This window comes from Marinobacter sp. LM1 (assembly GCF_042763285.1).
GTDB lineage: Bacteria > Pseudomonadota > Gammaproteobacteria > Pseudomonadales > Oleiphilaceae > Marinobacter > Marinobacter nauticus.
On the sequence record NZ_CP114373.1, the window covers coordinates 1180747 to 1197757 of the forward strand.

The 17011-nt window shown below is 55.2% G+C and carries 22 protein-coding genes and 2 pseudogenes; 15 read left to right on the forward strand and 9 right to left on the reverse strand.

Annotation, left to right across the window (positions count from 1 at the left end; genetic code table 11):
- Positions 1-92: 92 nt before the first annotated feature.
- Positions 93-317 (forward strand): host attachment protein, encoded by a 225-nt coding sequence (locus OZ656_RS05495; protein ID WP_379945040.1) that lies wholly within the window; start codon positions 93-95, stop codon positions 315-317.
- A gap of 12 nt (positions 318-329) precedes the next feature.
- On the opposite strand, the pseudogene OZ656_RS05500 reads toward OZ656_RS05495, so the two are convergent.
- The 4 genes and pseudogenes from OZ656_RS05500 to OZ656_RS05515 all read right to left on the reverse strand — a co-directional run.
- Positions 330-1307, reverse strand: a pseudogene (locus tag OZ656_RS05500) (IS256 family transposase); the annotation flags it as partial.
- 93 nt (positions 1308-1400) lie between these two features.
- Positions 1401-2156 (reverse strand): IS21-like element helper ATPase IstB, encoded by a 756-nt coding sequence (istB, locus tag OZ656_RS05505; RefSeq protein ID WP_375172571.1) that lies wholly within the window; start codon positions 2154-2156, stop codon positions 1401-1403.
- A 14-nt stretch (positions 2157-2170) separates the two neighbouring features.
- Positions 2171-3694: an IS21 family transposase gene (gene istA / locus OZ656_RS05510; RefSeq protein WP_375172572.1), complete on the reverse strand. Its 1524-nt coding sequence runs from the start codon at positions 3692-3694 to the stop codon at positions 2171-2173.
- Positions 3695-3943: 249 nt separating this feature from the next.
- Positions 3944-4189: pseudogene (locus OZ656_RS05515) on the reverse strand (transposase); the annotation flags it as partial.
- Between the two features lie 32 nt (positions 4190-4221).
- On the opposite strand from OZ656_RS05515, the gene OZ656_RS05520 reads away from it, so the two are divergent.
- Positions 4222-4527 carry a host attachment protein gene (locus OZ656_RS05520; protein ID WP_379945203.1) on the forward strand — a complete coding sequence of 102 codons (306 nt, stop codon included), beginning with the start codon at positions 4222-4224 and terminating at the stop codon, positions 4525-4527.
- A gap of 63 nt (positions 4528-4590) precedes the next feature.
- Here the strand turns inward: OZ656_RS05520 and OZ656_RS05525 are convergent, their stop codons facing one another.
- Entirely contained in the window at positions 4591-4845 is a 255-nt protein-coding gene (locus tag OZ656_RS05525) for a hypothetical protein (RefSeq protein ID WP_022990995.1), read from the reverse strand.
- Between the two features lie 334 nt (positions 4846-5179).
- On the reverse strand, positions 5180-5371 hold the full coding sequence (locus OZ656_RS05530; protein WP_113878835.1) for a CsbD family protein: 192 nt from the start codon (positions 5369-5371) through the stop codon (positions 5180-5182).
- A gap of 470 nt (positions 5372-5841) precedes the next feature.
- On the opposite strand from OZ656_RS05530, the gene OZ656_RS05535 reads away from it, so the two are divergent.
- From OZ656_RS05535 to OZ656_RS05575, 9 genes are all read left to right on the forward strand, one after another.
- The gene (locus OZ656_RS05535) at positions 5842-6237 is read left to right on the forward strand and encodes a VOC family protein (protein ID WP_278350160.1); all 396 of its coding nucleotides are present in this window, start codon (positions 5842-5844) and stop codon (positions 6235-6237) included.
- A 458-nt stretch (positions 6238-6695) separates the two neighbouring features.
- A complete protein-coding gene (locus OZ656_RS05540) occupies positions 6696-7019 on the forward strand; it encodes a hypothetical protein (protein WP_206851226.1) in 324 nt (107 codons plus the stop codon).
- A 231-nt stretch (positions 7020-7250) separates the two neighbouring features.
- Positions 7251-7673, forward strand: coding sequence for a hypothetical protein (locus OZ656_RS05545; RefSeq protein WP_278350159.1), 423 nt, complete (start codon positions 7251-7253; stop codon positions 7671-7673).
- A 36-nt stretch (positions 7674-7709) separates the two neighbouring features.
- Positions 7710-8060 (forward strand): ankyrin repeat domain-containing protein, encoded by a 351-nt coding sequence (locus OZ656_RS05550; RefSeq protein ID WP_278350158.1) that lies wholly within the window; start codon positions 7710-7712, stop codon positions 8058-8060.
- Between the two features lie 71 nt (positions 8061-8131).
- Positions 8132-8728, forward strand: coding sequence for a glutathione S-transferase family protein (locus OZ656_RS05555; protein WP_303293375.1), 597 nt, complete (start codon positions 8132-8134; stop codon positions 8726-8728).
- A gap of 69 nt (positions 8729-8797) precedes the next feature.
- Positions 8798-9706, forward strand: coding sequence for an alpha/beta fold hydrolase (locus tag OZ656_RS05560; protein ID WP_303293376.1), 909 nt, complete (start codon positions 8798-8800; stop codon positions 9704-9706).
- 41 nt (positions 9707-9747) lie between these two features.
- A complete protein-coding gene (locus OZ656_RS05565; RefSeq protein ID WP_303293377.1) occupies positions 9748-10230 on the forward strand; it encodes a bifunctional 2-polyprenyl-6-hydroxyphenol methylase/3-demethylubiquinol 3-O-methyltransferase UbiG in 483 nt (160 codons plus the stop codon).
- Between the two features lie 19 nt (positions 10231-10249).
- On the forward strand, positions 10250-10597 hold the full coding sequence (locus OZ656_RS05570; protein WP_303293378.1) for a hypothetical protein: 348 nt from the start codon (positions 10250-10252) through the stop codon (positions 10595-10597).
- A 3-nt stretch (positions 10598-10600) separates the two neighbouring features.
- On the forward strand, positions 10601-11020 hold the full coding sequence (locus OZ656_RS05575) for a GFA family protein (protein WP_222447693.1): 420 nt from the start codon (positions 10601-10603) through the stop codon (positions 11018-11020).
- Between the two features lie 201 nt (positions 11021-11221).
- On the opposite strand, the gene OZ656_RS05580 is transcribed toward OZ656_RS05575, so the two are convergent.
- A complete protein-coding gene (locus tag OZ656_RS05580; protein WP_075196030.1) occupies positions 11222-12547 on the reverse strand; it encodes an IS1182 family transposase in 1326 nt (441 codons plus the stop codon).
- A 254-nt stretch (positions 12548-12801) separates the two neighbouring features.
- Here OZ656_RS05580 and OZ656_RS05585 point away from each other — a divergent pair, with 254 nt between their 5' ends.
- Together OZ656_RS05585 and OZ656_RS05590 are read left to right on the forward strand one after the other, a co-directional pair.
- A complete protein-coding gene (locus OZ656_RS05585) occupies positions 12802-13299 on the forward strand; it encodes a PH domain-containing protein (RefSeq protein ID WP_023010739.1) in 498 nt (165 codons plus the stop codon).
- 103 nt (positions 13300-13402) lie between these two features.
- Entirely contained in the window at positions 13403-13699 is a 297-nt protein-coding gene (locus OZ656_RS05590; RefSeq protein WP_113878842.1) for an antibiotic biosynthesis monooxygenase, read from the forward strand.
- A 72-nt stretch (positions 13700-13771) separates the two neighbouring features.
- Here OZ656_RS05590 and OZ656_RS05595 read toward each other — a convergent pair whose 3' ends face one another.
- Positions 13772-14254 (reverse strand): VOC family protein, encoded by a 483-nt coding sequence (locus OZ656_RS05595; RefSeq protein ID WP_303293379.1) that lies wholly within the window; start codon positions 14252-14254, stop codon positions 13772-13774.
- Positions 14255-14328: 74 nt separating this feature from the next.
- Positions 14329-15285: a YafY family protein gene (locus tag OZ656_RS05600; RefSeq protein WP_303293380.1), complete on the reverse strand. Its 957-nt coding sequence runs from the start codon at positions 15283-15285 to the stop codon at positions 14329-14331.
- A gap of 146 nt (positions 15286-15431) precedes the next feature.
- Here OZ656_RS05600 and OZ656_RS05605 point away from each other — a divergent pair, with 146 nt between their 5' ends.
- Entirely contained in the window at positions 15432-16067 is a 636-nt protein-coding gene (locus tag OZ656_RS05605) for a glutathione S-transferase family protein (RefSeq protein WP_303293381.1), read from the forward strand.
- A 64-nt stretch (positions 16068-16131) separates the two neighbouring features.
- Complete coding sequence (locus OZ656_RS05610; protein ID WP_303293382.1) at positions 16132-16959, forward strand: hypothetical protein; 828 nt, start codon at positions 16132-16134, stop codon at positions 16957-16959.
- The last annotated feature ends 52 nt before the right edge of the window (positions 16960-17011 follow it).

Consider the following 17011-nt stretch of genomic DNA (forward strand, 5'->3'; position numbering starts at 1 on the left):
CCTGCCACCATCACGGAATTGCCCTATTTTGACGCCATCAGGATGACTGCTACTTTGAAGGGTGAAATCACACAGACTACGAGGGCAAAGCCATGAACCAAGACGCTGACAAGCCGCTCGCGCAGGAAACACTTTACGTATTGGTGGCAGATAGTTCCCGAGCCAGGCTTTTCCAGGCGGTCACGCCTGTAGAAGTGCTAAATGAGGTTGTGACCAAAGAGCATGAAAAGGGCCGCGAAAAAGACTCGGAACGCTATTCTGACCGGCCGGGAAGCGATCATGGTGGTGTTGGCGAGCCTGTAAATAAATCTGTGTAACTGCCCACCCCATTACAGGTGGCCGTCCAGGCGGTCACCGAACTCGATAATAAAGCGATTCAATGCCGGCTTCCAATCACGGATCGGCATGGTCCATTTCTTTGAGGCCTGCTGGATCGCCAGGAAGGCCACTTTCAGGGCCGAGTCATCACTTGGGAACAGCTTCCGGCGCTTGGTGGCTTTGCGGATGACACTGTTCAGTGACTCAATAGCATTGGTGGTGTAGATCACTTTCCGGATCGCCGGCGGGTACTCGAAGATGGTGATCAGGTTCTCCCAGTGGCTTTGCCAGGAACGAGAGATCTGTGGGTATTGGCTGTCCCAGCGCTCTCCAAAGGCCGCCAGTGCCTGCCGGGCTTCATGTTCCGTGGCGGACTGATAGATCTGCTTCAGATCGGCCGTCACAGCCTTGTAGTCCTTCCAGGACACGTAGCGCAGCGAATTGCGAACCATGTGCACGATGCACAGTTGCACCTTGGTTTGGGGGTACTCAGCGGCAATGGCATCCGGGAACCCTTTGAGGCCATCCACACAGGCGATCAAGATGTCCTCCAAACCACGGTTCTTCAGTTCCGTCAGTACCGATAGCCAGAACTTCGCACCCTCGGTTTCGGCCAGCCAGAGGCCCAGTAACTCTTTCTGGCCCTCCATGTTGATACCCAGGGCCAGGTATAGGGACTTGTTGATGACCCTCTTGTCCTGACGAATTTTCAGAACGATACAGTCCAGATAGACGATGGGGTAGATCGGATCAACAGGGCGATTCTGCCACTCGTGAACCTGATCGATCACACGCTCCGTCACCTTGGACACCAGAGTCGCCGAGATGTCGGCGTCGTACATTTCCTTGAAGGCGTCTACGATGTCTCGGGTGCTCAGGCCCTTGGCGTAAAGCGCTAGGATCTGGTCATCCATCTGAGTCAGGCGGGACTGGCCTTTACGGACGAACTGAGGCTCGAAGGAACCGTCCCGGTCCCGAGGAGCCTGTATTGCGTATTCCGGCGAACGTGACCGGTCATTCCGGGGATCGTGACCGATTCGCACACGGCCATCACGCTGGAGCTAGTTTTGTACTCTGAGCGGTCACGATGGGTCAACCGATTCCGTGTTTTGTGCTTTCGCTTTTCGCAGTGATTCCCCCTTCAGATTGAGTCGGTGAGCGCCGTGCAGGAGCCTGTCCAGAATGGCGTCGGCGAGCGTGGCGGAGCCGATGTAGTCGTGCCAGTGTTCGGTTGGTAACTGGCTGGCGATGAGCGTTGAGCCTCGCCCGTGCCGGTCTTCAATCACTTCCATCAGATCCTGTCGTTGTTGCGCGGTTACCTTCTGCATGCCCCAGTCGTCCAGGATCAGCAGGTCGGTCTTCAGCAACTGGTTCATCAGCCGCGCGTAGCTGCCATCGCCGTGGGCGATGCGCACCTGATCGAACAGGCGCGGCACTCGCAAGTAGCGAACCGAGAGCCCCTGCCGGCAGGCCTGGTTGCCCAGGGCGCACGCCAGCCAGGTCTTGCCACAACCGGTCGGGCCGGTGATGCACAGGTTCAGGGATTGGCGGATCCAGTCACAGCTGGCCAGGCCCGCCATGCGGGAGCGTTCCAGCCCCCGTGGATGGCGGTAATCGATGTCTTCCACGCAGGCAGGCACTCGCAACCGGGCTGCCTTCAGCAGCCGCTCTAATCGGCGGTTTTCCCGGTGCAGCACCTCCCGGTCGATCAGTAAGGCCAGGCGTTCCTCGAACGCCAGGTCGTGGGTGTCGGGCTGTGCCCGTTGTTGTTCCAAGGCATCGCACATGCCTGTCAACTTGAGCTGGCGCAGGGTGTCGAGGGTGTTTTGAGTCAACATCAGTTTCTCCGGTATCAGTGGTAGTAGCGGGACCCGCGAACGTTGGTGTGAACGGGCAGATCGGCCAGTTCCGGTTCTTCCTCGTTCAGTGGCAGAGGCAGCTGATCCAGACCCTGCTTCAGGATCGAGCTGATGCTCTGGTAGCTTGCCGAGTTGATGGCCAGTGCTCGGCTACAGGCCTGCTCCAAGCGGTCACGGCTGTAGCGTCGACTCAGGTTCAACAGCCCCAGGCAGGCCCGGTAGCCATGCTCGGGATGCGGACGATCCTTGAGCTGTCGCTGTACCACGTCGAGCGTGGCGGGACCGATGTCAGTGGCCCAGTTCAGGAACCGCCCGGGCGACCAGTTCTGATGGGCCTGATGGGACTTAGGCATGTGCTCGGTCAGGGTGACGAAGCGGCCCTTGCCATGCCGAGGGTGCAGGGCCACCCGCTGGCCTTTGTGCATGACCTCAACGGACGTATCGGTAACCCGAACATCTAGCTTCACCCCCACTAGGGCGTGAGGCACGCTGTACAGGCGTTTGTCGATCTCGATGTGGTAGTCGATGCCGGGTCGCGCCTTGCGCCACTCGGCATAGACGTAAGGTGTTGCAGGCAGAGGCCTCAGTGCTGGACGATCCAGTGCCTCGAACAGGCTCTGGCGGCTCTCGGAGCGTCCCTGGAACGGGCGCTGATTCAGGGCCGGTAACAGATCCGCAATGGCCGTATTCAGTTCGGCCAGGGAGAAGAACATCCGGTGCCGTAACCGGGCCAGTATCCAGCGCTCGACCAGCAACACGGCGGCTTCGGCCTTCGCTTTATCCTTGGGTTTGTAAGGGCGTGCTGGCAATACGGCGGTCTGGTAGTGGGCGGCCAGTTCGGCGTAGGTCTCGTTGATCTGAGGCGTGTATCGGTCTGCCTTGGTAACCGCTGCCTTGAGATTGTCGGGCACCAACAGCTCAGCTACCCCGCCGTAGAACGCCAGCATCCGCTGGTGGGAGGCGATCCAGTCCGGCAGGCTCTGGCTCCAGGTGGCCTCGGCGAAGGTGTAGCTGGACGCGCCCAGCACGGCCACAAAGACCTGGGCCTTGCGCATCTCACCGGTGCTGCGGTCCACCACTGGCACGGTGGGACCGCAGTAGTCGATAAAGATCTTCTCACCGGCCCGGTGGACCTGGCGCATGCTGCGCCTCTGCCGGCCGCGCCAGAGCCGGTAGTGATGGCAGAACTGGCTGTACCGGCGGGCCTTGTCGCCGTGGCGCTCCACATATTCGGCCCAGAGCAGTTGCAGGGTGACGCCCTTGGTCTTCAGCTCCTGATGGACCTGGAAGTAGTCGGGTTCAGCAAATCGAGATGGGGGTGTCTTGGCCGGGAACAGCAGGGCCTCTAACCGTACTTCATCCGTGCCTTCCGGCAACGGCCAGGTGATGCCCTGCGCAGTGGCCAGGCTGACATACTTGCCGACCACGCCCTTGGAGAGCCCGCAGGCACGGGCAATGCGCTCATGGCTTAGGCCCGCTTCGTACTTGAGGCGCAAGACCTCGATGATCTGTCGCATGGAAATCCTCGCTGCCGGCATCCGCCCTTCCTCGTGATGAAAAAGAAACAGGTATGCCGGATTAAGTTGAAGAATTCCAGCGTGTTGGCAGTGATTCCGGAGGAACGTGACCGGTGATTCCGGCATCGTGACCGGCGATTCCGGAAAAGCACCCGAAATCGGTCACGATAAAACGGAATCAGTGGTCACGATCGCCCGGAACAGGCGGTCACGTTCAAACGGAATGGGTGGTCACGATGGGCCGGAATACGCATGTATCGGTACTTCGCCGTGTTGGCCCTTCAGGCGCTTGGCAGAATAGCCGTTACGGCTGTTGCCGGTGCCACGGCCTTCAAGAGCGTGCTTCTCGTATCCAAGATGCTCATCCAGTTCGGCGTTGAGTGCGGTCTCGACGGTGAGCTTGACCAGCTGCTGTGTGAGGGCTCCGAGATCTTTTTCAGACTTGATGTCTTTGGCCAGCTCGGCGGCCATGGCTTTAAGTTTTTCTTGGTCCAATTGCGTACCCACGATGGTATCCTTTTGAAAAGATTACTCAGTCGTGGGCAGTTACACAATTTGGTTTACAGCCTCGTGTTGGCGGCTACCAAAGCTATGACCGTGAACCCTCTGAAGACCCTGAGGAACAGCGTTTTGCCGCACAACTCAGCGAACAACTCGAAAAGGCCCGCCATGAAGGCCACTTTGATAATCTCGTTCTCATTGCGCCCCCGGAGTTCCTGGGGGTCCTGCGCCACCAATTAAGCAAAGACTGTATGGCGGCGGTGGTGAAGTCTATCGACAAAGACCTGGTGCGACAGGAGACTGACTCTATTATCGAGCACCTTGACTTATAACTCTCACGCCAGAACAAGCCACCCCTGGTAAAACCGGGGTGGCTTTGGCCTACTGACGCGGCCTTACATGCTCTTCCCTTGCGCCATATGCCGCTCGTGAAATTCGTTCATATATTCGCCTAGCCGCTGCCGAGCGTTTTCAAGTTCCTCCCAGGCTTCCTGCAATTCGGATAAATCCTCCTGCGCGGGCGTCTGATCCTGGGTACCGCTGTCCAGGCTTTCATATTTGGCATCAATCCGTTCTGCCACATTCTGGTACTTGGCCCATGCCGCATCATAGCGTTCACGCTCGGATTTCCATTCGTTCGCGTTTACCATGGTTTGCCTCCTTCCGCTGCATATCAGTTCTTGGGGGATAGTCGTTTCACCGGCCAATAGGCTCGGGCGAAACGAGGTTCTTTCAATCCCGGTGTGGGTTCTACACCGCTTCCACGGAGGGTTTTAGAACCGCTTCAGACGTATTTTGGCGCGCTGCCACAATGACCCTGACCCCGTATCAGGTCCACCCAGAGTTGGAAATTCCCGCTTGTGCCAATGCACAATCTCAACGTCCGCGAGGGCTTAGTTTAGTTTTGGAAGGGGGGAGGGGAGCAGCGAGCGGCCGATGGCATACGTCACACCATCGGCCCGGGCTCAAGAGTAAAAACGACGGTTAGTTAGTGAGCTTGTCCCATTCTTTCTCTGCTTCGTCTCTCTTCATGCCGTACTTTTCCTGAAGCTTGCCGATAAAGTGCTCTCTTTTACCGCCGATTTGGTCCACGTCATCGTCGGTTAATTTGCCCCAGTTTTCGCGCACCTTACCTTTCAGCTGTTTCCAGTTGCCTTCCAAAATGTCGTTATTCATAGCATCCTCCTCATTGTTGGCCCCTGAGTAGATCCCTGGATGCAGGACCGAAGGCCAGAACTTCAGTGCATGGAGATTGGCATCGATTAAAGCAATGCCAATTTGCTGTGATTACTGCGTTCCTTCGGTTTTTAACGTGGCACACAAACAAAACTGTGACAATGAATGGTCCGGCTATCGTTCAGGTGAGCGTATGCATGTAATTTTTAAGTATTTGAAAATAAACGGAATTATACTTTGATTAGGAAAGTGTAAGTTTCCCGTAAGGCGAAGGTTTTGGTATACCTTATCCATAGGTTTCAGCCTAATGTCACGGTATCTGGACCCACGGCGGCTTGGTTTGGACTTACCCCGATACACATGACACACCCCAGCCTCAAACGGAGGCCATTTCAAAGGCCTAACAAGTCACTTAAGGCGAACGCGTGAAACGCGCCGCTTCGTTTTCGCGTTAAGCACAAGGAAGGCTTATGCACACGAACATAGCCCGCTACGGAATCATTCTTAACACGGAAAACTTCGAGGAGTGCGTGGCGTTCTATCGAGACCTCTTTGGGTTGCGTCAGCTATTCGAGAAAAAGGAGGGTGACTTCAAGCTCGCGTGTCTCGAGTACGGGAATGGATATTTGATGGTCGAGCAAGGAGGCAAGGCGAAGAATGGCGTTAAGTCACCGAAAGAGGGTAGCTTCAAACTGCGCTTTAATGTTGAGGATTTGGAGGTGGCCCTTGCGGAAATAAGGGCATGGGGTATCCAAGCTGAAATCCAGGAAAGTTCGTGGGGTCGGACTATCAACATCAGCGACCCTGATGGCAACCGAGTAGGTGTCAGAGACGAAGCTGGCTTCGTCCACCAGATAAATGCTTAATAAGCTGTTACAGCCTGCAGGGAGGGGGTGGCATGGCAAAGCAGATAGGCGGATGCTTGTGTTTAGCGGTTGTCGTCGTCATGGCTTCTTTGCTTATACCGTCAAAGGTTAATGGTCGATCTGGCATGGGCGAAGTTCCTCATGGCTTCCCCTTTCCGTTTGTGTGGCAGAGCGTGGAGAAACTAGACCCACCCTCATTTCCTCGCTCCTTTGCTGTCATGCTTCCCCAGGAGTTTCCGACGTGGGTATCATTTGCCAAGCTATCTTTGAATGTGGCATTGGTTGGGGTCGTCGCATTTGCTGTGTTACAGGTATTCAGAAGATGGAGGCCGGGGCGCAGATTCGTATGACCTCGGCAGCTCTAACCAGTGCATTAACTTCGTTCCCGGCCCGACAGCCTTCCATCGGATGCTGTTTACGCAAGCGTTAACCTCATTGACAATCTGGAGAGCCGGACATTGTGGAAGTTTGATCCCGTCATCAGGGATGCTAGCTATTATCGTCGGCGCTGGTCATTCATTAATGGTTTGTTCAGTTTCGTGTTCCTGGTTGCCGGTACGGTGGCATTCTATTTCGACAATGTGACGCTACCTGGGCGCACGGGACTCGCTGAGTTTTCGGGTAAGTGGGCCCACGGGGTAGGGGTGGCTTCCTTTTTTGTTGCCGCCTATTGGATTTATATGTCGCTAAAGGAGTATCGAGTCTCTTTACTCATACTCATAGCGCCGTTTTTAGCTGCGGCGGCGGTGTCGGCAACTTTGCTCGCCATCAAGTATGGTTAACAAGTTGTTGTAGCCCATTCCCTCAGAGAGCGCCTCCGTTTCGGCCACTGATCTCGGGAGAGAGCCTTGGCGATTTTGCTCTGGTTGAGGTACACATTGAACTGTGCCCTCCCTTCAATACTTGATTTTTTGCGGATGCAAGCATTTAACCAATGGCGGTTGCCGGATGTGCCTGCGCTTGCGCTGCGGTGGGCCGCAACGCACCGGCATTAAACGTCATAAGGAGTGCTGGTGGAGTTTCTTTTAGTCTTGCTCATTCCCCTTGGATTTATTGGAGTTTTTCTTGCGGCTCCATTTTGGATATCACGTGCAACGAAAGCCGAGCATGAAGAGGTACTGACTGGAGCCCAGGACTATGAGGGACAACAAAGAGACGAGTTCATAGAAGCTCAGCGAACAGCGAAACGCCTTGGCGAATACGGCAAGAGCCTCTCTGGAGGAGTGGTCTTAATCTTGATAGCGGGATTTGCGCTGCTGACAGGAGAGTTGTCGTTCCGCGGAGGCGATCCAATAGTAAGTCAGGCTGATGGTGATGATCGATTCTTTGCTTTTGTGGGGATTATTCTTGTTTTGGGTGTTTGGCTTAGTGGATATGGATTGATAGGAAAGTGGAAAAATAGAACGTTTGACAAGTCACGGAAGAGAAACGTCTAGGACACGTTGCTTATCTCAATGCCCGCAGGCCCAATCATGGAACTGACACTGGACAAGCTTTTAATCTTTGCGGTTCGCAACGGTAATCTGGAGCTGGTCAAAGGGCGAATCGAAGCCGGTGCTGATGTTAATTATCAAGACCCACAAGCTGGGTCAGCTCTTGGCGCAGCAATACATAACGATGATGTGTCCCTGGCGCAATACCTGCTTGAGGCTGGTGCCGATGCAAATCTTCCGAATGAGCATGGCACAGTTCCTCTGGAGTTGGCCTTACATCATGCAGGCGACAATATGGTGCGCAAGCTTGCTTGGTTCGGCGGCAAAATTACCAGTCGCTGCAGGCCGCACTGGAGAGAGAGGCTGGAGGCCTGCCTCCGTGTCAATTAAAACGTTATTGTAGTTCGTTCCGGATTGGAGCTTACATCGGGTGCTCCGGTGGGGCCCGGTAGGGAGAGCAGATGAAAATTTACGGTGATGCCAAATCCGGCAACTGCTACAAAGTTCAGCTGGTGTGTAACCTCCTGAACATCGACCACGAGTGGATTGAGGTCGATATTCTGGCTGGCGACACCAGGTCCGACGAGTTCTTGCGAAAGAACTCGAATGGCAAAATACCTTTGCTTGAACTCGATGGGGGCGAGACGCTTTCCGAGTCCAACGCCATTATCAACTTCCTGGCAGGCGGATCGGCGTTATACCCCGAGGGTGGGCTGGCTCAAGCGCGTATCCTGCAGTGGCAGTTTTTCGAACAATATAGCCATGAGCCCTATATCGCGGTAGCCCGCTTCATCAATAAGTACCTTGGGCTGCCTGATGACAGAGCTGAGGAATATGCGTCGAAGCAAGCCGGCGGCCACAAAGCGTTGCGAGTGATGGAGCAGCAGCTTCAGAAAACGCCTTATCTCACAGGGGAGCATGCGACCACGGCAGACATCTCGCTTTATGCCTACACCCACGTAGCTCACGAGGGCGGCTTTGAACTGGCAGACTATCCGGCGATTCTGGCATGGCTGAAGCGTGTGGCTTCGTTGCCAGATTTCAAGCCGATGGCCTGAGGCCATTGGCTTTTCTGAGCTTTCCAATCCAGTGAACCGGATGCCCGCGTCGGGCGCTTAACAACAGCCTTGTATGAACTAAAGGGATTGTTTATGCATAAATCGATAGTGTTGGTTTTGTTGTCTTTCCTCCTGCTGACAGGCTGTGCCTCTCACCAGATACCTGGCAGGCACAAGGTCGCCTTGTCTTCTGACTCAGAACGAATCGCTTATGACGTGGTCGGGGGTGGAAAAACGGCTCTGGTTTTTATCCACGGCTGGAGTTGTGACGGACGTTACTGGCAGCAACAAATACCGGCGTTTGCCGGCGATTATCAGGTGATTACGGTTGATCTGGCGGGCCATGGGCACTCATCGGTTGGCCGCTCTGATTATTCGATGGTGGCTTTCGCTCACGATGTGAAGGCCATTGTTGATCAAGAGCGCATTGAACGTGCCATTCTTGTAGGGCATTCGATGGGCGGTGCGGTGATTGCCGAAGCAGCCAGATTGATGCCGGCCAGAGTTGTTGGTGTGATAGGGGTTGATACCTTACAGAACGTTGCGGAGCGGATTCCCCAAAGTGTCGTTGATGAAATGGCTCAGCCCTTTGAAGCTGACTTTACGACGGCGGTAAAGGATTTTGTCGCACCTATGTTTCCTGAAGGTGCCGATGAGCCCTTGGTTGCCTGGGTGAAAGAAGATATGTCTTCTGCGCCAAAGGCCATTGCCTTGAACACTTTCCGAAACTATCTGGAGCGATACGTCACTGGCGAAGCGGCCACTGCGTTTGATGAAGTCAGGGTGCCCGTCATCTCGATAAACGCCAGGTTGTGGCCGACAGCGGTGGAAGAGAATAGAAAACACATTGATGATTACCAGCTTATGTACATTGAGGACGCTGGCCATTTCCCGATGTTGGAAAGGCCTGAGGCGTTCAATGAGCTTTTGAAACAGGCCATTGACTCGATCGAGGAAAAGGGCCGTAAACCCATTTAACTGCCGGGCAGGGCATGCTTGGTGGCACGCGGGAATTCTGAATGAGCAGCAGCTCCAATAAACCATCCGAGTTGGCGCAGAGCTGGATAACGAACGCCGAACTCTGGACAGCGGCGGTACGCGACGGCGATATCGAGAGTCGCCGCCTGGTGACCGACCAGTCCATGGTCAACGCCGTGCTCGCCCAACAACCGAGGCGGGTGCTTGACTTGGGGTGCGGAGAAGGTTGGCTGGTACGGGCGCTCGCCAGGCATGGTGTTGACTGCGTCGGGGTGGATGGCTCACCCGGGTTGATTGAAGCGGCCCGGTCTCTTGGGGGAGGACGATTCCACGTCTGTACCTATTCTGAGCTTGTCGACGATGCCCGGAAGATAGGCCGCGACTTTGATGTGGTGTCTGTGAACTTCTCGATCCTGCATGAAGACGTGGCCGAGTTGCTGGAGGCCCTCAGGCCGTTGCTCGCCCCTCGGGGAAGAATGGTCATGCAGACGGTGCATCCCTGGTCGGTGAGCGGCCCCTCGTAATCAACGGGTTAAGCGGCATATGAAAAAGCTCATTGTCATCGCTTTTTTTTCGTTTTCTGCCTCGGCGGCGGAGCTGGCAACAGAGAGGTTCATCGTCAATATAGAATCTCGCTGCGCTGAAGGCGAGGTTTCGTGCGACCAAATGACCTATCACGGTACAAGCAAGGCAACAGGAAATAGCATCATGCTGGAAGGGAGTTCCTGGCACACACTCTGTGCCGACGGCGATACTCCCTGCCGTTTTCTTGGGTATAAGTTTGAGAATGGAAATACCACGTACTACGTGCATCAGGATGGATTGCTTGAAGTTATACGTAACCGAGATGAGGTATTAGTCCGGGAACGGGGCAGCTGGCGAAAGGAATGATCTATGAAGGGCGAATGTCTCTGTGGAAATGTAAAGTTTGAAATCACAGAGGAAATCCGAAACCTCTATCAGTGCCACTGTTCGCTCTGCCGAAAAGCCACTGGAGCGGCGGCGAATGCCGCAACTTTTGTAAATGAGCATGCCTTTCGGTGGGTTTCCGGTGAGAGTGGTATACGCAGTTACAAGAAGCCCAGTGGGTTCAGAAGCGATTTTTGCTCGGTCTGTGGCAGTCCGGTTCCTAATAGTCTGAGGGACAGCGGGATGGTCTGGATTCCTGCTGGTTTGTTGGAAGAGACTCTTACGTCGAAGATATCTGTTCATCTTCACACAGAGTCTGCTGCATCCTGGGAAGAAGAATCGGCTCGGTGTGTGCGATTGGCCGGCGGGCCTGAAAGCTTGGAAACGCTTGATAGTATGTTGTAGCCCGTTCTAGGAGTCTGCGCGGCAGAAGTATTTTGAGCAAGTGACCCCGCCGCGTCGAATCACAGTTCGGCCCGAGAACGTATCCACAATATCCAGCCGAATAGAGTCTCGATTCTCTCTATTCAGTCAGTCAAGACGGTTATCAGCGAATGCGTTATCGTAGTCCGATCACTCAGTACGCCCAAGGATCCCTCGGACCCTCTATTTCAGCCTCATCAGTGAACTCATCCGCCTGAGATTAAGCGACAGACAGACCAGATCCCATTCACCCTGCACGGCGTGAAGGCCCCGCAGACTGAACTGTCGGAAGCCCAGAACATGCTTGATCCAGCCGTTGACCGCCTCAACCAGATGCTTGCGCTGAGCGTAAACCGATCGCCCGGTTGCCGTGGCCAGCTTCCCGGCCATCCGGGCGCTGGCCGGATAACGGCTCGCGTCTATCTCTGAACTCTTCTTGCCCTCCCGACGCAGCGAGACATAGCCGTCGATGCTTTTGTCTTCCAGGGTCTGTAGATCTTCTTCTTTACGGTAACCCGCGTCAGCCAGACACTGATCCGGATAGGTTTCCAGAGTGTCTTTTGCCTGATCCAGCAGTGGTATCAGACAGCCATTGTCACTGGGATTATTGCCCAGGTGGTTGGCGACAATCAGCTGGAATTCACCATCCACGGCCAACTGGCCGTTGTAGCATTGCTGGAACCCGTCCGCCGTTTTCATAATCCGGCTTTGCGGATCGGTAAAATTGCTCTGATCCTTGTCATCCGGAACCCCGTAATCCCGCTTGAAGTTCGGGCCCCCGCGAGGTGAGCGCCGATCATCGTCCGGGGACCGACCCCGAGCCTTGTCCCGCTCTTTCTGGTCTGCTTCCAATTTCTCTTTGGCAGCACGAATCTTTTCCAGCCGCGCCTGCCGGTACTGAAGCTCTTCAGGCAGTTCATCACCCCGGTTATCCGGGCCGAACTGTCGGTCTTCCGACTGGTCTGTCTGACGTGCCTGACGACAAAGTGCATCGATCTCTTTCGATAAACGATCGCCTTCCTCGCCCATGCGGCCATAGCTCATGGCCTTATGCTTGCTGGCATTAGCCCGAACCTTGGTGCCATCAATCGCCAGTGTTCCCAGCGTGATCAGCTCCGCTTCCCGGGCAATCCGGACCACCTGAATAAACACGGCCTTGAAGGCAACCAAATGGTGTTTGCGGAAATCACAGATCGTGCGATGCCTGGGGAAGTTGCCTGCCGCCAGAACCCGGAAGGCCACGTCTTCTTCCAGCTTCCGGGCGATCTTGCGTGAAGAGAAAACGCCGGTGGCGTAGGCGTAGATCAAAATCTTCAGCATCATTCGTGGATCGAAGGGCGAGTTGCGTCGGCCGTTGCCCTCGTAGCGGGCATAAAACGCACTTAAATCCAACTCCTCGACGACATCACTGACAAAATAGGCCAGATGCCCCTCAGGCAGCCACTCGTTCAGGCTCGGGGGAAGAAGCAGTTCCTGGCCAGGCGAATACGGGCGGAAAGTGGTTCCCATCAGTCATCCTGTTGCTGAAGAATTTTGATCTATTGTGCCAGAATGTAGCTTCTGCCGCGCAGACTCCTAGCCTCCACTGAACTTTTTGATAGCAGCAATATCGATTTTTCCAATGGTCATCATGGTGTCGAAGGCAGGCTTGGCAACAGCGGGGTAGGTAATTGGTAATTCCATCTCCAGGTTCGGGGGGCATTGAGCCGCTGAAGGTGATCTCTGGGTTCTCCCGCCTGTAACTATTTGGATTCAAAGCAAACATGGAAGTCTTGGCTAAGATTGTAATCAGCGTGGTGGGTAGTTTTCTGACCTACTATATCGTCAGCAATGCGGCAAAGAGATCATCAACTGCTGAGACCGGCGGTAAGCTTTTCTTCGGTTGGTTCCTTATATTGACCAGCTTGGCGTCTACGCTGATTGCGGCAGGAATGCTCTGGTTGTTGTTTTTTGTTGACCATGGCGGTCAGGATATCCCCATCATCCTGATGTTGGAGATGTTTGGCGCCTTCGCGATTTATGGATGGGCCGAGGTGATCTGGACCAGAGGTTGCTTTGATGATGAGTCCCTGACGTTTCAAAGCCTTTGGCAGGGTAAACGGCGGTTTACGTGGAGCGAGTTAAGAAGCATAAGCTTTAACAAGCATCTGCATTGGTACGTTCTTCGTTTTCGCCATGGGAGGACGATTAGAATCTCAATCTATCTAAACGGCCATGGATTGCTGCTCGATAAGATCGAGAGCATGGGATATGACGTCTAGTAAAATCCACGTGGACGGGTTTAAAAAGGTTGTGCAGTGGCCGCTCAGGACTCCTGAATGACCATAAGCTCCTCGGGATTTCCAGGGAACTGCAGGAGGCAGTATGATTCGGGTTGTTTATCGTTGGAAAGTTAAGGAAGAGAACTTCGCGGACTTCAAGAAGGTTTGGGTTCGCACCACCAACCATATCCATGAAACCGTGCCCGGAGCCCTGGGTAGCTTTATGCTCCGCAGTCCTGAGGACAAAACCGAGGTGCTCACCGTCGCGAAATGGGATTCCGTGGAAAGCTGGAAAGCATTCTGGAGCGGGGAAAACCCTGCGCAGATGGTCGGCATGCGGGCACTGGGGGAGCGCGTTTCAGTGATGCACTATGAGGAAGTCGAAGACTTTACCCGTTAGCTCTGGCTGCAAAGCGTCAATCGACCAGCCAGTGGCGTTTCTTGCTCCCATCACTTGATCCAGGTGTGGCTCTCAGGGGCCAACCGCTGCCTCGATTGCAGCAATATCGATTTTTCCCATGGTCATCATGGCGTCGAAGGCACGCTTGGCAACATTGGGGTCCGGGTTATTGATCGCCCCGGTAAGGGCCACAGGGGTTATCTGCCACGAAAGTCCCCACTTGTCTTTGCACCATCCGCACGCACTTTCCTCGCCCCCGTTATCGACTATGGCATGCCAATAGCGATCTGTTTCTTCCTGATCCCAAGTCGCAATCTGGAAAGAGAAGGCCTCGTTATGCTGGAAGGCGGGGCCGCCGTTGAGCCCAAGGCAGGGAACGCCAAGCACCGTAAATTCAACCGTTAAGATGTCGCCCCTGGATCCGGCGGGATAATCCCCGGGTGCGCGCAATATCCTGCCGACTGAGGAATCGGGGAAGATGCTGGTATAAAACTGAGCGGCCTCCTCAGCCTGGCCGTTGAACCAGAGGCAAATGGTATTTCTCGGATGTGTCATGGCAATAACCCTCCTGGACGTTTGGTTTGTGTCTATGAGTCTAGTCGGTTGGGAATGGTCGAAATCGACGACGGCTATCGGCAACTATCCAGAAGGCGAGTGGCGTGCGCCTTTACCGCGTGTTTGAGCTCAGCAGGGGAATGAATGGTGAAAGCAAAGGTCAGCTGGGCGAGCCAGCTGGCGAACCACTCGAAGCTGTCGACGTGGGTTTCCATCAAAAGCCCATCGGCAGTTTGCTGAATGCCATCACGGCAGTATTCGCCGGGATCAAATAATGAGGCTAGCGTTGCAGGATCGGTATGAAAGGTCAGGGATACCGCGTGGGTATTGTTCCAGGCCATGAAGCTCTGGTGCAGGAATTCCGCGGCATCAAAATCTGCAGGCCGTGTGAAGCGGTCTGCGAGCAGCTGAACCTCGCTGATTCGGTCCAGTCGGAATGAGCGCATGGCCGATCGGAGATGGCAAAACCCCGTGACATACCAGCGCCCCTGTCTGAAAACCAGGCCGTAGGGGTCGATTTTCCGCTCCATTTCCGGGTGTTGTGGAGCGTGGTATATGAAATGGACTGAACGAGCGGTTTCTGTGGCAGTGGCCAGTGTGTCCAGTGCATGTTCATCCAGATTGGGCTCTTTGCGCGGCAGGATTACTCTGGCTGTCTCGCTGATGGCCCGAGCCCGACTTTTCAGCTTGTCGGGCATTACCCGCTCCAGTTTGGCCTGAACACTCGCAATGGCGGGCGCTGCATCGGTCAATCCAAGTTGCTTCGCGGAAAGCAGGCCCAGCGAGATCGCCAGCGTTTCCTCGTTGGTGAACATCATCGGCGGTAGTTTGAAGCCCGCCACCAGTCTATACCCACCGTAGCGCCCCTGTTCTGTCATCACAGGGATACCCAGATCCTCCAGTATCCGGATGTAGCGCCGAACCGTGCGCCGGTTTACGCCCAGCCGTTGCGCTAACTCCCCTCCGCCCAACTGGCCATGAGCCTGAAGTAGTTCCAGAACAGTCAATACACGGGTGGTTGGGCCAGACATGGGCGCCTCCGGGGAGCTGAATCAGCCGTCAGATGATGGCACGAATTATTTCATTTATTTAGGACGGATTCTTGCCTAGTTGCCGCATAAGCTGGCGCTGCAGTACACACAATCATGAAAACAACTGGCAGGAAAAGGAGATCAATATGTCAGATCTGACGTTCTATACCCATCCCATGTCCCGTGGGCGCGTGGTTCGATGGATGCTGGAGGAAGTGGGTGCCGATTATACGGTGAAAACACTGGAGTTTGGCGGGGATATGAAAGGGCCGGAATACCTGGCCATTAACCCGATGGGCAAGGTGCCCGCTATCAAGCATGGCGACGTGGTGGTGACTGAAGTCGCCGCGATCTGTGCCTGGCTGGCCGATCGGTTCCCGGAAAAGAATCTGGCTCCCGGGCTCCACGCACCGGAGCGTGGCGGGTATTACCGCTGGCTGTTTTTTATGGCGGGGCCTTTTGAAATGGCGAGCAGCGCCATCGCTTATGATTGGCGGATAGATAGCAGCAACGAGCAGGCTGTAGGGTGTGGGCCAGTCAATGACAGTATTAAGGTACTGGAACAAGCGCTGGCAAAAACTCCCTATATCTGCGGTGATCAGTTCACGGCTGCAGATGTGCTGGTGAGTAGTTACCTTTGGTGGGAAATGATGCAGGAAAACATCCCCAGGCTCGATGTGTTCCGGGAGTACACCGACAGACTGGAAAGCCGGCCAGCGGCTAAACGTGCCAATGTGTTGGACGACGAACTGGCAGAGCAACTCAAAGTTGCCGCTGGCTGAGGTTGGCGACTACGCTGACATTTGAATACATGGTTCACCATGCTTTTCAGTCAGCGGAGGTGGCATGAGGTTTCCCTCAAGCACAGCATTCGCATTACTGGGCGCAGGGTTGATTGCGATCAGCTTCGGCCTTGCGCGCTTTGCATTCGGCCTGTTCGTTCCGCCCATTCGTGCGGATCTGTCTTTGTCGCCCCATGTGATCGGTATCATCGGTGCACTCCCTCTGATCAGTTTTGCCCTGGCTTCGTTGGTGGCGCCCTGGTGTGCCGACCGTCTCGGCGCCCGAAATACGGCGATGGCCTCCGGCGTTTTTGGGGTAGTCGGACTTGCTTTGATCAGTCAGTCGGCCGGAGCCCTGTCACTGGGGCTGGGCGTCGGGGTTGCTGGCCTGGGTGGTGCCGTGGTTGCCGATCTGGCAGACCGCAATAACCCGCCGATCACCCAGGCATTGATGTTGATGATGCTTGCGGCGAGCCTGGCTCTGTTGGCTGCCAGTCCAGACAACCTGCCGCTGGCAGCGTTTTCAGCCCTGGTGTTCGGCCTGGCCTATATGAGTCTGACCGGGCTGTACCTGATGACAGGGATTCGTTTGTTACCGGGGCGGCTGTCCATGGGGCCGGTGCTGCCATTCATGGCGGTGTCTCTGGGACAGGCAGCGGGCTCGCCTGTGGTCGGTATGCTGGTGGGGCAGGTGGGGTATGCCGATGCCTTTGGGTTCTTCTGCGCCATTGGCATTGTCGTGGCCATGTTTTCACCTCTATACCCGCGCTGTCTGGAGCAGGAACCGGAGGAGGAGACGGAAGACGAAACCGGGCTCCAGGCTGCCTACGATTATCAACTGCAGAATGAAGAGGGTGAGCCCTACCGGTACAAGCGTATGAGCAAGCATTAGGTTTCACTGATAGCAGAAACCCGGCCGTGGCCGGGTTTCCTGGGGTTGGGCG

What these genes read in the sequence shown, in the direction of transcription:
- OZ656_RS05495 (WP_379945040.1), top strand. Translation starts at nt 93, where the DNA reads ATGAACCAAGACGCTGACAAGCCGCTCGCGCAGGAAACACTTTACGTA.
- istB (WP_375172571.1), bottom strand. Translation starts at nt 2,156, where the DNA reads ATGTTGACTCAAAACACCCTCGACACCCTGCGCCAGCTCAAGTTGACA.
- istA (WP_375172572.1), bottom strand. Translation starts at nt 3,694, where the DNA reads ATGCGACAGATCATCGAGGTCTTGCGCCTCAAGTACGAAGCGGGCCTA.
- OZ656_RS05525 (WP_022990995.1), bottom strand. Translation starts at nt 4,845, where the DNA reads ATGGTAAACGCGAACGAATGGAAATCCGAGCGTGAACGCTATGATGCG.
- OZ656_RS05530 (WP_113878835.1), bottom strand. Translation starts at nt 5,371, where the DNA reads ATGAATAACGACATTTTGGAAGGCAACTGGAAACAGCTGAAAGGTAAG.
- OZ656_RS05535 (WP_278350160.1), top strand. Translation starts at nt 5,842, where the DNA reads ATGCACACGAACATAGCCCGCTACGGAATCATTCTTAACACGGAAAAC.
- OZ656_RS05550 (WP_278350158.1), top strand. Translation starts at nt 7,710, where the DNA reads ATGGAACTGACACTGGACAAGCTTTTAATCTTTGCGGTTCGCAACGGT.
- OZ656_RS05555 (WP_303293375.1), top strand. Translation starts at nt 8,132, where the DNA reads ATGAAAATTTACGGTGATGCCAAATCCGGCAACTGCTACAAAGTTCAG.
- OZ656_RS05565 (WP_303293377.1), top strand. Translation starts at nt 9,748, where the DNA reads ATGAGCAGCAGCTCCAATAAACCATCCGAGTTGGCGCAGAGCTGGATA.
- OZ656_RS05570 (WP_303293378.1), top strand. Translation starts at nt 10,250, where the DNA reads ATGAAAAAGCTCATTGTCATCGCTTTTTTTTCGTTTTCTGCCTCGGCG.
- OZ656_RS05575 (WP_222447693.1), top strand. Translation starts at nt 10,601, where the DNA reads ATGAAGGGCGAATGTCTCTGTGGAAATGTAAAGTTTGAAATCACAGAG.
- OZ656_RS05580 (WP_075196030.1), bottom strand. Translation starts at nt 12,547, where the DNA reads ATGGGAACCACTTTCCGCCCGTATTCGCCTGGCCAGGAACTGCTTCTT.
- OZ656_RS05585 (WP_023010739.1), top strand. Translation starts at nt 12,802, where the DNA reads ATGGAAGTCTTGGCTAAGATTGTAATCAGCGTGGTGGGTAGTTTTCTG.
- OZ656_RS05590 (WP_113878842.1), top strand. Translation starts at nt 13,403, where the DNA reads ATGATTCGGGTTGTTTATCGTTGGAAAGTTAAGGAAGAGAACTTCGCG.
- OZ656_RS05595 (WP_303293379.1), bottom strand. Translation starts at nt 14,254, where the DNA reads ATGACACATCCGAGAAATACCATTTGCCTCTGGTTCAACGGCCAGGCT.
- OZ656_RS05600 (WP_303293380.1), bottom strand. Translation starts at nt 15,285, where the DNA reads ATGTCTGGCCCAACCACCCGTGTATTGACTGTTCTGGAACTACTTCAG.
- OZ656_RS05605 (WP_303293381.1), top strand. Translation starts at nt 15,432, where the DNA reads ATGTCAGATCTGACGTTCTATACCCATCCCATGTCCCGTGGGCGCGTG.
- OZ656_RS05610 (WP_303293382.1), top strand. Translation starts at nt 16,132, where the DNA reads ATGAGGTTTCCCTCAAGCACAGCATTCGCATTACTGGGCGCAGGGTTG.